Origin of the sequence: Halohasta salina (assembly GCF_024178165.1) — an archaeon.
In the GTDB taxonomy this organism is placed as follows: Archaea; Halobacteriota; Halobacteria; order Halobacteriales; family Haloferacaceae; genus Halohasta; species Halohasta salina.
In genome coordinates, this window is the sequence record NZ_JAMZIE010000006.1 from 28885 (window position 1) to 42189 (window position 13305).

Below are 13305 nucleotides of genomic sequence, written 5' to 3' on the forward strand. Positions count from 1 at the left end.
TTAGTACAATTGAAAAAGAATAGCTGGCGACTACTCCCTCGAACCGTTCTGCGGCCGGTTACGGTCAGAAACCGCCGATTCCAGCCGTACGGCCGGTCGACGGCGAATGTTCGATACATTTACTCAAATTTCAGTAAATATTTGTCCTCCCGGCTCCGATGAAGGGTATGGATTCGAACAGTTTCCGGGCAGGGCACAGCGACGAAACGACTACTGGGGGCGACCAATGAGCCTCGAGACGGTACTGTTGGGCGTCGGTAGCGGTGAGACGCCCAGCATGGATCGGTTGGCAGAGGCGGCGATCGACATCGCCGGACCGGCGGGAGCGACCGTGGCGCTGGCCCACGTTTTCTCGGAGGAGGGCTACGAGGACACCCGCGAACGGCTCCATTTCGATCCCGACAGCGAGGTGACGCCGGACGTCGTCGCCGAGCGGAACGTCCGAATCCGCGAACTCGCCGACCAGTTGGCCGACGCCGGCGTCGACTACACCGTCCACGGCCGGCTTGCGGGTGACGGCGACGCCGGCGACCGGATCGCCGAGATCGCCGACGAGATCGGTGCCGACCTCGTTATCGTCGGCGGCCGCGGCCGGACACCCGCGGGGAAGGCCGTCTTCGGGTCGACTGCCCAGACGGTCATGCTCAACGCGTCCTGTCCGGTGACCTACGTCCGGGAGGCGTAGGCTACTGCCCGAGGGCGACGGTCACTTCGTTTTCGTAGCCGATCTTTTCCAGCAGGAGTTCCTGCTTTCGGCCGCCGGCGATCGCCGAGGCCTCCGAGACGCCGGGCCAACCGATCAGTTCCTTCGATTTCGACGGTGTCGGCCCCTCGTGGTCGAGCAGGGTCTTCTTGTCGAAGGCGACGACACCGAGATCCAACTCCTCGGCAGCCTCCAAGAGGCCCTCCTCGTCTTCCTTTCTGGTCGCCGTGGCGACGAAGTCGACGTCTTCGAACCCGTAGTCGGTCTCATCAAGGGCGGTCTCCCACGCCGCGATGAACGACTCCGCCGACGCCCCCGAGACGCTGCCGGTCCCGATGACGATTCCCTCGTCCCCGTTGCGCTTGAGGACGGTCACGTCGTCGCCGACGAGCACGGCCTGCGGGCCGTCGAGTCGGGCGACGGGTCCGAGATCGTCGTCCAACACGGCGAGGTTGGTCTGGATGGTCGACCGCCCGTTGACGACGTGGGCATCCATCGCCTTCGCGCGGGCCTCGACACCCTGCTTGCCCGCGGCTTCGGAGGCCGTGGTCATCGCCGGGATCGCCCCCATTGTCGCGAGGTCTTGGGCCACTTGGTTCGCGCCGTGGTGGCCACCAGTGAGAGGGATCGCCCACGTGAGTGCCTCGTCGACGACGCAGACGGCGGGATCGTCCCACTTGTCGTCGAGCAGGTGGGCCGTCTTCCGCATGGCGATCCCGCTGGCCATCAGGCCGATAAAGCAGTCGTACTCCCCCCAGTGGTCGTCGAAGACCTCGCCGTGGTACTCGATGATGTCGATCGTCTCGTAGCGGTCGGCGAGTTCCGCCTTGATTTCCTCGGCGGTCTCCATTTTCCGGCCGAAGGAGATGATTGCAATTTCTTCGGCGACCTCGCCGTCGCTGTCGGCTGTGCTACAGTGTCCGCCGCTGCTGTCGTCGTCAGTACTCATTGGGTTGCTGTCTCCTGATCGTCCGGCTCCGTATCGTCGCTGTCCGATCCACGGTTCGCCCAGTCGCCGTAGAGGTACGACCGCTCGTAGCCCGCACCCGTCACGGCATCGCCGATGATCACCATCGCCGAGGCCCGATGGCCTGCAGCGTCGAGTTTCTCGCCGATCGTCCCGATCGTCCCGACCAGCACGTCTTCGTCGGGCCACGAGGCGTGGTAGACCACGGCCACGGGGATGTCCTCGTCGTGGCCGTCGTCGATGAGTCGGTCCATCGTGTCGGCGACGGCGTGGGTGCCGAGATAGATACAGGTCGTCACGTCGCCCATCTCGACGAACTCGCTGATGTGGTCCTCCTCGGCGGTGAGGGTCTTTCCTTGGGGTCTGGTGAACGCGACGTGGTTCGAGACCTCGTTGAGCGTCAGTTGCGTCCGGAGGGTCGCACTCGCCGCGAACGCCGAGGTGACGCCCGGCACGAAATACGTGGGGATGCCCTCCTGTTCGAGGGCGTCCATCTGTTCGATCGCCGCGCCGTAGATCGCCGGATCGCCGCTGTGGAGCCGGACGACGTTCCGGCCCGCCTCGTGGGCATCCCGCATCAGCGGAATCAGCTCTTCGAGATCTTTGCCGATCGACGTGACCGTTTCGGCGTGGTCGCAGTACTCCGCTAAGAGTTCGCTGTTGACCAGCGAGCCGGCGTGGACGACCAGATCCGCCGCTTCGAGGAGTTCCTTGCCAGCGACGGTGAGGAGTCGTGGATCACCGGGACCAGCACCCACGAATGGGATGCCCTCCTGTTCGTCGCCCGCGTTGTGATCGAAGATTCGATCGTCGAGTTCGGCCCGTCGACGCTCGCCCGCTGCATCGATCGCCGACTGTGGATCCGTTTCGTCGCTCACGAGTGTCCCCCGTCGGCGACACCGTCGCCGAAGGCCGCGGTCGCCGACTCGGTGGTCACGCCGCGCTTTTCGGCGTAGGCCAGCGTGTAGTAGTCCCGCTCTGCGAGTTCGCTCGGGTCGTCGGTGATGACCGTCTCGCCCTGTTCCATGAACAGCCGTCGGCCGAACTTGACGTCGTAGCCCGCCTCGACCAGCCGCTCGTGGGTCGACGGCGCGTCGGTCACCTTGAAGAGGATCATCCGGTCGGGGCCGGTCGGCGCGTGGCCGTCGGCAGCCTCCCGCAGTGCCAGTCCCGCGCCGGCTTCGACCTCGACGCCCAGCGCCGTGGCGAAGGCGGTCATCGCGCTCACGCCGGGGACGATCTCGACGTCGACCGCCGGGTGGAATGCATCGAGGGTCCGGCGGAGGTGGCCGAACGTCGAGTAGACGTTGGGGTCCCCGAGGGTGACGAAGGCGGCGTCGCCGTCGATGGCGTGGGGTGCGATCTCGGCGGCCGCACGCTTCCAGGCCGCCCGGAGCTTCTCGACGTTGCGCGTCATCGGGAACTCCAGGTCGCCGATCTTCGATTCGGGGACGTGGTTCAGCGCGACCGTCCGCGAGAGCCGCCCCGGCGAGTAGACGACGTCGACCGATTCGAGCAGTTGCTTGCCGCGGACCGTCACGAGGTCGGCCTCGCCAGGACCGAGCCCGATGCCGTACAGCGTCACGCTGTCGCCTCCGCGTTCTCGCCGTCGTCGCTCGCACTGCCGACGAGCATGTAAACCGGGTTGTCGGAGTCGAAACTCGTCGCACCCGCGAGTTCGTAGCCGTGACTCACCTGGAACTGGACGACCTCGTCGAGAATCCCGCGGTCGCGGAACGCCTGTGTGGCGCGGCCGGCGACCTCCAGCCGCGAGACGTTCATCACGATCCGGTCGACGCCGGTGTCGACGGCGTGATCCAACACGGCCTCGAAGTTCCGGCTCCCGCCCAGAAAGAGGGCGTCGGCGTCCTCTGGCAGCCCCGCGGGGGCCTCGGCGTTTACGAGGTCGACCTCAGTCTCGGTCCCGTTGGCCGCGAGGTTCTTCTCGGTGACGGCGAGCCGTTCGGGTTTGCGTTCGAGGGCGGTCACGCGAGCGGCCCGCCGGGCGGCCTCGATCGTCACTGCGCCGGTACAGGATCCGACCTCCGCGAAGTGGTCCGTCTCGTCGAGTTCGAGTTTCCCGAGCAGCACCGACCGAACCTCGGGTTTCGTCGGCCCCGCCTTGGCGTCGTGGGGTAGGCTAATCGGCATCGACTCTGTCGACTGACGCCGGCATTAAAACAATTTTGCTTGGTGTAGCGAAACTGCGGTTGGATTGCTTGGGCAAAACAGTCGAATCACTTCAGTAGGCACTGCCTATCCGCCGGGATTGGGGGGCCGTCGTCGGAAGAAACGCTTTTTCCTGCGGGCTGTGAGCCGCGAGTATGTCCCGTCTCGATCAGTCGCCGTTGACGACCGGCGGCGAGGAGTTGCTCGTCGAGGTTCTTCCCGGGTGGCTCCAGTTTCCGGGCTATCGGTTCGTGGCGGCACTGCTGGTCGTTGCGGCGGGTATCTGGCTCTCGAAGCTGCTGGTCCGGCTGCTGGGTCGGCCCGTCGCCCGGCGGTTCGCCCGGCAGAGCGTCGCCCAGACCGTGCTGGGAATCATCCGCGGGTCGACGGTCCTCGGGGCCGTCCTCGTCGCCGGCTCGCTGGTCGGCCTCGGCATCGGCAACATCGTCCTCTCGGTGACGGTGTTTTCGGCCGTCGTCGGTATCATCCTCGCGCCGATCGTCGGCAACATCCTCAACGGGATCTTCGTGTTGGCCGACCAGCCCTTCGAGATCGGCGACATGATCGAGCTCGAAGACGGTACCCGCGGCTTCGTCGACGACATCACGATCCGCTACACCCGGATTTTCACCCTCGACAACACGTTCCTCGTTATTCCGAACGGTAACATCCGCGAGCGGGACGTGACGAACTATTCCGCCGAGGATGAACGGACCCGACTCTCGCTGGACGTGCTTGTGACCTACGAATCCGACATCCCGACCGCCCGACGGCTGATGGAACGGGCGGCCCGGGACACCGACGACGTCATCGAAGGTGGCCCCGATATCCGGGTCGGCAGTGCCCGCTATCCGGCCAATCCGGGCTGTCTCATCGCCGACTACGCAGACAACGGCGTGCTGCTCCGACTCCGCTACTGGGTGAAATCCCCATACAAGATCGCCGCCATCGAGTCGGCGGTCCGCACCGAGATCCGGGAGGCGTTCGCCGACGCCGACGCGACTGCCGAGATGGCTTATCCCCACCAGCACCTCGTCTTCGACGACACCAGCGGCGAAGCACGGACTGCCGTCCGACAGGTCACCGAGCCGCCCGAGACCCGACCGGCCGCCGATCCGACAGGCGACGCCCACCCCGCCGACGATCCGACCCCGTAGCTACGGATAGGGGTGGAACGGTCGGTCGAGTCGTGGCTCGAAGCCGAGGGACTGCGGCACGCTCTCGGCCCGCTCGCCGAAGTAGGGGTCGCCGGTAAACAGCGGCTGGGCGGCCGGGATGACTACCCGGATCGCTTCGAAGCCGAGCCCCTCGACATCCCGCGTCGTGAGCCGGGCGGCGTAGCTCGCGAGGCCGACATCGTCGACCCGATCGACGACCGCTTCGAGTTCCTCACGGCCGGTTAGGGAGGGCTTACCGAGGGACGACGCCGGGATGCGGTCGGCGGCGTCGACGAACTCACGAGCGACATCGGGGAAGTCGGCGTACTCACCGATGGCCCCGCTCTCGTCGGCGGCGGCCTCGGGACCGAGCGCGCGCAGCTCCATCCAGTTCTGGAGTGCCTCCGCGAGCGCCGACCGGACGGCGGCGTTCGGATCGAGATCGGCCGCCGAGCCGACGGCGAACCGGGGCCACTCGCCGTCGCGGTGGACTGCGACTGCGACGACCGGGACGTCGACGTCCTGTGTGACCAACAGCGGCGTCACCGACAGCGATTCGGCTCGCGCCCGTTTTCGCAGTTCGTCGACGGCCGGGTCGTCGACCGCCAACCCCAACGGTTCGAACGTCGAGTACCACGCCAGCATCGTCGCGTCGCGCTCGATAACCTCGTAGAGCCCCGAGAGGGTGGCCTCGACCGTCGAGTTACCGAGGCCCAGCCCCGTGGTGATCGGCGGGCGGTACCGGCGGGTCGGCGGCGGGAACTGGACGAACTCGGCGGGCAGCGAGACGCGCTCTTCGGTCCGCAGATCGACACCGTCGACCCACTCGATCCGTTGCTCCGGATCAGGGGTCTCGGCGTCGTCGGGGCGGACGAATCGGCTCGGCGGGACCGGCCGACTGCGGGTCCGCACGGAGCCGCCGTCGAGGTCCCCCCGCCGGTAGACGCCCGCAGCGTAGCGTTCCAGCGCCTCGCCGAGGGCCTTCATGTAGGCGCGGTCCCAGTCGGGGTCGACGCCGGCGGCGAACTCCGCGGCCCGAACGTCGCTGAAGCCGGTCGTGTCGGCGGTCGCGGCGATGTAGTAGGGGACCGGGAACGACTCCCGTTCGCCGACCTCCGTGATGAGCCCCACTCGATCGTCGACCGCGCGTTCGGCCCGCGAGAGGGCGTCTTCGACGCCGACCGAGCGGTGGGCGAGTTCGAACGCCCCCGCCTCGGTGGACTCACACTCACAGCCCGGCACCGGAAGGAACGTCCGCTCCTGCCACGGGAGTTCGACGATCCGACCGGCCGCCCGGTCGCCCGACAGCAGCCCGATCAACTCGGAGCCGGCGACCGCGCCGGCCAGCCGCACCGTCGACCGGGAGCCGCTGGGCTCGCCGCCGGCGGTCCCGTCGCTGGCGGCGACGCGCTGGCGGAGACACCGGAAACAGCCCGCGTCGGGGCCGTACAGCGAGACGGTCGCATCGACCGACGGCTGGGGGTGGCCACCGATCCCGCCGATCTCGACGGCCACCCAGCGGTCGAAGGCGTCGGTCGCCGTCTCGAAGACCCCGGCCCCGGAGGGGGCGACGACCGCGCCGACCGCCGGCGTGTCGCTGGCGCTGATCGCCGTCGGCTCCAGTTCTCTGATCGAACAGTCGACGTCCTCACAGGCGGCCCGAAGCGCTGCTGCGGCGGGGCCGCTGCCGACGAGACCGATTTCCATACGTCGACTGATCGCGGGGACCACAAGAACGCGCCGATGGCGACCGGTCGCAACCGGTCGCTACTCGATGAGTTGCTGGCTGATGTCGGCGAGCTCGTCGGGGTCGGCTTCCCGGAGCCGGTCGTCGCCGAGCTGGAGGCGGAGCCGTGGCCGGCCGACGTCGATGGGGACCTTCTCGGTGGCGATCAGATCCATGTCTTCGAGCCGAGTTTTCGTCCGCGAGAAGGTGGCCTTGCTGGCGATTCCGACGTCCTCGCCCCACTTGGAGATGTCGTACAGCAGGACCTCGTTTCGCGCCGCGACCAGAAGCGAGATCGTCACCTCGTCGAGCCCTTCGCCGTCGCCGCGGGCGGTTTCGAGGCCGGCCAGCACGGCGTCGAAGTCCGCCCGGACGTCCTCGCCGATGTCGGAGGCCAGCGTCTCTCTGACCCGTGAGATCGGCGGCGTTCGGAGGCCGAACGGTTCGGCGTCGTCCCATCGGGCGTCGTAGCTCTCGCGGGCGCTTTCGACGAACGTGTCGTCGTCGGTCGTCAGCGCGCCGATCCGATCGCCGGCCGCTACCAGCGCCTGAACCGACGCCGTCGAGAGGAGCAACGCGTTTGCCGCCGGCTCGGCCAGCGTCCGGATCGACAGCTGGCCGGCGTCGATCAGGTCGGCCGCGCGGCTGGCCACGAGGAAATCCTCCATCGTCTCCTTGAGCACTCGCTCCTCGGCGAGCAGTCGTACCGCCGGGAGCTCGCCGTCGAACGCCGTGGCAACGTCGACCAGTGCCCGGATCGCGGTCTCGGTCGGATCGACCAACAGCAGGTCGTCGGTTGCTTCTGTGAGGGCAGTCTGCAGGATATCAGTAATATCCTGTTCGAGTAAATTTGGGGCCATCTATGGTATGGTATAATGCAATAACTTCTATTTAATATTGTCGGGTCGTTTCAACCTCATTAGTCGCTCCAACACTAAATTAAGCGTGGAGGGTCGTCATTGAACGGTTGTTGTGTCATTAAATCACAAAATACTGTCGGTCGATCGACCGGTGTGGGCCGGGGGCGGCGATCGGTCGACTCCGAGGATATAAATGCGAACGCGCTGGAGGCCAACCAGACCGTGTCAACCGACGAACCACCCGACTGGGAGCGGTATTTCGGCTTCGAGCGGCCCTACGAGAACCAGGCCGACGCCATCGAGGCCGCCATCGAGACCGTTCGTGCCGAGGGGTATCTCGCAATGGAGGGTCCCTGCGGCACCGGCAAGACGATGGCCGCGCTCACCGCCGCGGCGTCCCTCCTCCGGGAGACCGATCGGTTCGAGAACGTCGTCGTCGCCACCCCCGTCAAACAGCAGCGCCAGCAGTTTGTCGAGGATCTGCGGACCATCAACCGGGGACTCGACGAACCGCTTTCGGGCGTCGGCCTCGTCGGTAAGGCCGACCTCTGTCCCTACGGGCGCGAAGACTCCTTTCCGCCGGACACGAGCGTCCAATCGCGGTGTGAGGAACTCCGCGAGACGACCGCGGATCTCGTCCGCGCCGAGGAGTCGGGCAGCCAGCGCGTCGACACTGCCGGTGGGTCGACTGCCCCCGACTCGGCCACGCCCGCCTCGCCCGACCTCGACGGCGAGGCCGGACCGGAGCCCGCTGTCGTCATCGAGGGCACCGACGACGCGGCCGACCAGTGGTGGGACGCCGACCGCGCCCGCGAGCTCGCCGACACCGCCCGTCGGGACCTGAGCGGGGGCGACGACGATCCCCTCGAAACCGCGGGTGTCTCCGCCCCGTACGGCACTGCACAGCCCGCGGCTCCCGCCGCGTTCACCGACGACGAGTCGACGCCGCTCTACTGTCCGTTCGAGGCCGACTGGTACGCCCGCGAGGCCGGCTCGCCGGTCGGCTTCGAGGCGGGCACCGACCACGTGCTGTCGACCCGCGAGTTCCTCCCGGCGGCCGTCGAGGCAGGTACCTGCCCGCACCGCGTTATGAGTGTCCTACTGGAGAACGCCGACGTGGTAGTCGGCAACTATAATCACTTGTTCGACAGTCGGACCCGCCACCTCACCGAGTCGATCCTCGACGAGCGGACGCTGGTGATCGTCGACGAGGCCCATCGGCTCGAAGAACGCGTCCGGGATCTGCTGAGCGACACCGTGGGGCGGGTGACGCTCAAACAGGCCCGGCGGGATCTCGGGACGCTGCTCGAACGGGCCCGCCAACACCCTGACAACCGCGAGCGGATCGAGTCGGGACTCGCCGACCACGACGTCCCCTACGAGGCACTCGAACGTGCCTACCGGTTCTACGGCGAGGCCATCGAGTGGCTCGACCGGCGGGTCGAGACGGCACTCGACGAGCGGTTCGACGGCTACGGGACCGGCTTCGTGACCGAGGTGTTGCCCGACGAGCGGGTCGAACTCGAACTCCGCGATCCCGAGGTCGACGAGCCCGACGCCTTCACCGCGTGGGCCGAGGGGGCGGGCTACACGGGGAATTTCTTCCGGACGCTGGGGGCTGTCGGCGCAGCCGTCGAGGACGTCTGCTCACAGCAGGGGATCGACCGCGACTGTGTCTGTACGGCCACTGGCGTCCTGTTCGCTCGGTGGTGGAGCCGCGACCACACCGCGTTCTTCCGGGAGATCACGCTGGAACCCAGCGACTCCGAGTACCGCGACCCCGACTATCCGTGGCAGACTGTCTACAACGCCTCGTTGGTGATGTACAACTGCATCCCCTCCGAACAGGTCCGGGAGATCCTCGGCGAGTTCGGCGGCGGGATCCTGATGAGCGCGACACTCGAACCGATTCCGATCTTCGAAGCCGTCAGCGGACTCGAGTCGTTGTCGACTCGCTCGCCGGACGACGAGGGAGCCACGCGCCGGGTCGACCGGCGGAGCTACGACCTGCAGTTTCCGGTGTCGAACCGCGAGAGCTGGATCGTCGACGTCATGCCGTTTACCGCCCGCAACCGGGGGCCGCCGACCGCAGACAACCACAACGAGACCAGAGAGCGCTACGCCTACGCGGCCCGCGAGATCGCCCGGAGCCACGGCAACGTCCTTTTGGCGTATCCGAACTACGCCGAAGCCGAATGGGCCGCCGGGCGACTCCGAGAGTCGGTCGACAAACCCGTGGTGCTCGACCGGTCGTCGTCCCACGAGGAGACCCAACGACTCAAATCGCAGTTCTTCGGTGACGACCACAGCGTGTTGGTCACCAGCACCCGTGGGACGTTGACCGAAGGCGTCGACTACGACGGCGAGAAGCTTCACACCTGTGCAGTGTTCGGCGTCCCGTTGGTCAACATCGGTTCGCCCCGCGTGCAGGCGGTCAAACACGCATACGGCGATCGGTTCGGTGCCGACAACGCCTTCCCCTACGCGCTAACGGTCCCTGCTGTCCGGCAGGTCCGGCAGGCCATCGGCCGCGTGCTGCGCGGCCCCGACGAACGTGGGGTTCGGATCCTCGTCGGCGAGCGATACCTCCCCGACCGGCCGCGGTCGGTGCGGCCCTTCCTGTCGGCCCAAGAACGCCGCGAGTTCGACCGGCTCACGCCCGAGTTCCTCGCCGACCAGCTCGCGGCGTTCTGGGACGGGGGAGAGTGACCCCGTAGCCGGTACCTACTGTCCGATAACTTGTCGGTAACTAAGATGCTTCTCGGTGACGGTCGACGAAATGTCGGAGTCATCACTGTACCACCTCGTCTGCCGAGAGTGCGCCGAAGAACAGGTCGTTGAGTCGGCCGCAGCGGCAAAACAGCGTGCGGCCGACCACGAGGCGCTCACCGGCCACCGGTTGGACTTCGCACGGGTCGCCTGAGTCGTCTGGGTCCCGCGAGCCGACTCCCGTTAGGCGGCGGCTTCGTCGAGTGCGTCTATGAGGTCGTCCTTCTCTTGGACACCGATCACGCGGTCGACCGACTCGCCGTTGTGGTAGAACTCCAGGGTCGGAACGCTGCGGATCCCCTTCGAACTGGCGAACGCCTGTAGCTCGTCGATATCCACCTTGAGAACGGCCGCGTCGGTCTCATCGGCGATCTCCTCGACGGTCGGTTCAAGCATCTTGCAGGGGCCACACCAGTCGGCGTAGTAGTCGACGAGAACCAGCCCGTGGGAGTCGACGAGTTCTTCGAAGTGATCTTCATCTTCGACGTGGATCGGCTCGGAGGTCGTTGTGGTGCTCATGCCATCACCTACAGGCTCGAACAGTATAACAGTTGCAGGCGCGTGTCACGGTATCGCACGACCGTCGGCTCGCTACTCCGCTGCCGGGACGGTGTAGCGCAACAGAACACCGTCGTCGACCCGTTCGACGGCCGCCAGCGAAAGCCGGGGAAACCCGTCGACGAATCCGTCGCCGTCGGCGAGCGTCGGCGCGTCCCGACCACCGATGACGAGCGAGCCGACGTACACTGTTAGCCTGTCTATAAGCTCGTTTTCGATGACTGAAAAGATCAGTTCACCACCGCCTTCGACCAGTAGGCTGTTGATACCGGCGGCTTCGAGTTCGGCGACAGCGGCTGGCAGGTCGACGCGGTCATCGCCGGCGACGATCACCTCCGCGCCAGCGTCCCGCAACGCTCGCCGTCGGGTCTCGGGGGCGGTCGCCGAGACGAGGACGTAGGTCTCGGCGGCGTCGTCGCAGATCCGCCCTTCCGGTGGGGTTCGGCCGCGGGAGTCGACGACGACCCGGGCCGGATTGGCGGGCCAACCCTGCTCGCGTCGCTGTTGTTGTCGTTCGGGATCGTCGAGTGTGAGGTGTGGATCGTCGGCGAGGACGGTGCCGATGCCGACGGCGACGGCGTCGACCTCCCGTCGGATACGGTCGACGCGGTCGAAGTCCTCGGGGCCGCTGATCTCGATCTGCTCGCGGCGGCGCGAGGAGAGCTTTCCGTCGGCGCTCATCGCGGCGTTGACGACGATATCCATGTCCCGACATCGGCCGTCGACCGCTTCGGCGTTTCGGTCCGGCCGGCGTGCACCCCGAGGTGGCCCGTGTAGTTCGTGGCAATGAACGAATATCTCAAACGGGCCAACTGATAAGTGGGGGTCAGGCGAATCCCACGGTATGGATCCGCGCATACTTATGCTAGGCTGGGGGTTTCCACCGAACGTCACCGGCGGTCTCGACACGTGGGTGGGCGAAGTGTTCGAAGCCTTCGAACAGAAGGACGTCGACATCCAACTCCTGTTGCCGGCCGAGTACGCGCCCGAGGACCGCGAGGGAATCCACAGCGTCCCGACCGGCGAGGGCGACATCATCACCCGTGTCGGCCGGATGAGCGACAAGTTCGTCGAACTGGCCGAGGATGCTGACATCGCCCACACCAACGACTGGTTCGGCTACGGGCCGGGGCTCCGGGCCAAACGCGAGACCGAGGCCACGTGGGTCTCGGCGTTCCACTCGCTGTCGAGCGATCGCAACATCAACCCACCCGAGCGGGAAGTCGAGACCGAACGCCGGGTCGCCAAGCAGTCCGACGTCCTCATCTCTGTCAGCGAGATCACCCGGCAGAACGTCCGCGAACTGTACGAGGCGGACTCCCACGTCGTCCACAACGGCTTTTCCTCCCTGGAGACGACCGGCTTCGACGTCAAGGCCGATCTCGGTATCGAGGGGCCGATGCTGTTTTTCGTCGGTCGACACACCGACCAGAAGGGGATCAGCCACCTGCTGTATGCGATGGACAAGGTCAAAAACACCGACGCGACGCTCGTCCTCGGTGGCTCGGGCCACCAGACCGAGCACCTCAAGATGTTCGCCGAGCTGCTCGGCATCACCGACCGCGTGGAGTTCGCGGGCTACATTCCGGAGGACCAGCTCGGTGACTACTACGCGGCGGCCGACGTCTTCATCTCGCCGTCGCGGGCCGAACCGTTCGGCCTGACGATCACCGAGGCACTCGCGGCGGACGCACAGGTCGTCGCCACCGAAAGCGGTGTTCGGGAGACGCTGCCCGACGGCTGTCTCGTCGAGGTGACGACCGACTCCGACTCGATCGCTCGCGGCATCGACGAAGCCCTTGCCCGCGAGGGACCGCCCGAGTACGAGCCACGGACGTGGGACGAAGTCGCCGACGATCTCCTCGACGTGTACACCACCGCTCTCGAATAGGCTCCCCGTCGACCCAACGCGTTTTGCAGAATCCGCGCCCGTATACGTTGGCTACTGACCGCTAGGCACTGGCTACCGAACCGCGGAACACGGTGATTTCGGCGGCCGGTTCAGGATGAGTGATCCGGAACCCGGTTCGGGTTTCGGTGACGCCGCGCGTGCTGACTTCGGGGTCGTCGGCGGGCTGGTAGGGGCTGTCACCCTCGGCGGGCTGGTAGGGACTGTCGGCCTGATACGGGCTGTCCGACGACTGGTAGGGGCTGTCCTGCTCTGCGGGCTCGCTCATGTCCTCCGGCGGGAAGTAGATGCGCTCGCCGCTGGCCGACTGGATTACGAAGGCGACGTCGTGTTTCCCGGTCACGTCGATGACGGTCCGGCCGTCCTCGATCCGGGTCGTGTAGGCGAACTCCTCGTCTGACGTCGGTGACTCGCTCATGCCCTACGGTGTGACGTCGACCCACTTAGCAGTTCCCCGCATCACCGCTGTGAGCCGCGGGTTGCGCAC

Annotated in this window: 14 protein-coding genes; 5 read left to right on the forward strand and 9 right to left on the reverse strand. The window is 66.7% G+C overall.

All coding sequences use genetic code 11. The annotated features are described in order from the left end of the window. Nucleotides 1-226 precede the first annotated feature (226 nt). Nucleotides 227-685 carry a universal stress protein gene (locus tag NKJ34_RS12380; RefSeq protein WP_253738619.1) on the forward strand — a complete coding sequence of 153 codons (459 nt, stop codon included), beginning with the start codon at nt 227-229 and terminating at the stop codon, nt 683-685. A gap of 1 nt (nt 686) precedes the next feature. On the opposite strand, the gene cbiG is transcribed toward NKJ34_RS12380, so the two are convergent. Genes cbiG through cbiT form a run of 4 tightly spaced genes read right to left on the reverse strand, consistent with a single transcriptional unit; the run spans nt 687 to nt 3821 of the window. Further along, nucleotides 687-1652: a cobalt-precorrin 5A hydrolase gene (gene cbiG, locus NKJ34_RS12385; protein ID WP_253738620.1), complete on the reverse strand. Its 966-nt coding sequence runs from the start codon at nt 1650-1652 to the stop codon at nt 687-689. Further along, complete coding sequence (locus NKJ34_RS12390; RefSeq protein WP_253738621.1) at nt 1649-2548, reverse strand: cobalt-precorrin-4/precorrin-4 C(11)-methyltransferase; 900 nt, start codon at nt 2546-2548, stop codon at nt 1649-1651. The genes cbiG and NKJ34_RS12390 overlap by 4 nt, the downstream gene beginning before the upstream one ends. Next, nucleotides 2545-3255, reverse strand: coding sequence for a cobalt-factor II C(20)-methyltransferase (locus tag NKJ34_RS12395; protein WP_253738622.1), 711 nt, complete (start codon nt 3253-3255; stop codon nt 2545-2547). The genes NKJ34_RS12390 and NKJ34_RS12395 overlap by 4 nt, the downstream gene beginning before the upstream one ends. Continuing rightward, the gene (gene cbiT / locus NKJ34_RS12400; protein ID WP_253738623.1) at nt 3252-3821 is read right to left on the reverse strand and encodes a precorrin-6Y C5,15-methyltransferase (decarboxylating) subunit CbiT; all 570 of its coding nucleotides are present in this window, start codon (nt 3819-3821) and stop codon (nt 3252-3254) included. The genes NKJ34_RS12395 and cbiT overlap by 4 nt, the downstream gene beginning before the upstream one ends. Before the next feature lie 173 nt (nt 3822-3994). Here cbiT and NKJ34_RS12405 point away from each other — a divergent pair, with 173 nt between their 5' ends. Continuing rightward, nucleotides 3995-4996 carry a mechanosensitive ion channel family protein gene (locus tag NKJ34_RS12405; protein WP_253738624.1) on the forward strand — a complete coding sequence of 334 codons (1002 nt, stop codon included), beginning with the start codon at nt 3995-3997 and terminating at the stop codon, nt 4994-4996. Here the strand turns inward: NKJ34_RS12405 and NKJ34_RS12410 are convergent, their stop codons facing one another. Both NKJ34_RS12410 and tbsP read right to left on the reverse strand, forming a co-directional pair. Beyond that, nucleotides 4997-6703 carry a YcaO-like family protein gene (locus tag NKJ34_RS12410; RefSeq protein ID WP_253738625.1) on the reverse strand — a complete coding sequence of 569 codons (1707 nt, stop codon included), beginning with the start codon at nt 6701-6703 and terminating at the stop codon, nt 4997-4999. A 60-nt stretch (nt 6704-6763) separates the two neighbouring features. Further along, nucleotides 6764-7582: a transcriptional regulator TbsP gene (gene tbsP, locus NKJ34_RS12415; protein WP_253738626.1), complete on the reverse strand. Its 819-nt coding sequence runs from the start codon at nt 7580-7582 to the stop codon at nt 6764-6766. Between the two features lie 222 nt (nt 7583-7804). Between tbsP and NKJ34_RS12420 the strand changes: the two genes are divergently transcribed. Then, entirely contained in the window at nt 7805-10291 is a 2487-nt protein-coding gene (locus tag NKJ34_RS12420) for an ATP-dependent DNA helicase (RefSeq protein ID WP_425491829.1), read from the forward strand. Between the two features lie 70 nt (nt 10292-10361). Then, on the forward strand, nt 10362-10505 hold the full coding sequence (locus NKJ34_RS12425) for a hypothetical protein (protein ID WP_253738628.1): 144 nt from the start codon (nt 10362-10364) through the stop codon (nt 10503-10505). A 29-nt stretch (nt 10506-10534) separates the two neighbouring features. Here NKJ34_RS12425 and trxA read toward each other — a convergent pair whose 3' ends face one another. Continuing rightward, nucleotides 10535-10870, reverse strand: a complete 336-nt coding sequence (trxA, locus tag NKJ34_RS12430) for a thioredoxin (RefSeq protein WP_253738629.1) — start codon at nt 10868-10870, stop codon at nt 10535-10537. Between the two features lie 72 nt (nt 10871-10942). Continuing rightward, nucleotides 10943-11614, reverse strand: a complete 672-nt coding sequence (locus tag NKJ34_RS12435; protein WP_253738630.1) for a 2,5-diamino-6-(ribosylamino)-4(3H)-pyrimidinone 5'-phosphate reductase — start codon at nt 11612-11614, stop codon at nt 10943-10945. Between the two features lie 157 nt (nt 11615-11771). Between NKJ34_RS12435 and NKJ34_RS12440 the strand changes: the two genes are divergently transcribed. After that, the gene (locus tag NKJ34_RS12440; RefSeq protein ID WP_253738732.1) at nt 11772-12800 is read left to right on the forward strand and encodes a glycosyltransferase family 4 protein; all 1029 of its coding nucleotides are present in this window, start codon (nt 11772-11774) and stop codon (nt 12798-12800) included. A gap of 61 nt (nt 12801-12861) precedes the next feature. On the opposite strand, the gene NKJ34_RS12445 is transcribed toward NKJ34_RS12440, so the two are convergent. After that, nucleotides 12862-13236: a DUF7510 family protein gene (locus tag NKJ34_RS12445; protein WP_253738631.1), complete on the reverse strand. Its 375-nt coding sequence runs from the start codon at nt 13234-13236 to the stop codon at nt 12862-12864. Nucleotides 13237-13305: the final 69 nt, after the last annotated feature.

Excerpts from the sequence above, each read along its gene's own strand:
- NKJ34_RS12380 (WP_253738619.1), top strand. The coding sequence starts at position 227 with ATGAGCCTCGAGACGGTACTGTTGGGCGTCGGTAGCGGTGAGACGCCC.
- NKJ34_RS12440 (WP_253738732.1), top strand. The coding sequence starts at position 11,772 with ATGCTAGGCTGGGGGTTTCCACCGAACGTCACCGGCGGTCTCGACACG.
- NKJ34_RS12405 (WP_253738624.1), top strand. The coding sequence starts at position 3,995 with ATGTCCCGTCTCGATCAGTCGCCGTTGACGACCGGCGGCGAGGAGTTG.
- trxA (WP_253738629.1), bottom strand. The coding sequence starts at position 10,870 with ATGAGCACCACAACGACCTCCGAGCCGATCCACGTCGAAGATGAAGAT.
- NKJ34_RS12445 (WP_253738631.1), bottom strand. The coding sequence starts at position 13,236 with ATGAGCGAGTCACCGACGTCAGACGAGGAGTTCGCCTACACGACCCGG.
- NKJ34_RS12435 (WP_253738630.1), bottom strand. The coding sequence starts at position 11,614 with ATGGATATCGTCGTCAACGCCGCGATGAGCGCCGACGGAAAGCTCTCC.
- cbiG (WP_253738620.1), bottom strand. The coding sequence starts at position 1,652 with ATGAGTACTGACGACGACAGCAGCGGCGGACACTGTAGCACAGCCGAC.
- tbsP (WP_253738626.1), bottom strand. The coding sequence starts at position 7,582 with ATGGCCCCAAATTTACTCGAACAGGATATTACTGATATCCTGCAGACT.
- cbiT (WP_253738623.1), bottom strand. The coding sequence starts at position 3,821 with ATGCCGATTAGCCTACCCCACGACGCCAAGGCGGGGCCGACGAAACCC.
- NKJ34_RS12425 (WP_253738628.1), top strand. The coding sequence starts at position 10,362 with ATGTCGGAGTCATCACTGTACCACCTCGTCTGCCGAGAGTGCGCCGAA.
- NKJ34_RS12410 (WP_253738625.1), bottom strand. The coding sequence starts at position 6,703 with ATGGAAATCGGTCTCGTCGGCAGCGGCCCCGCCGCAGCAGCGCTTCGG.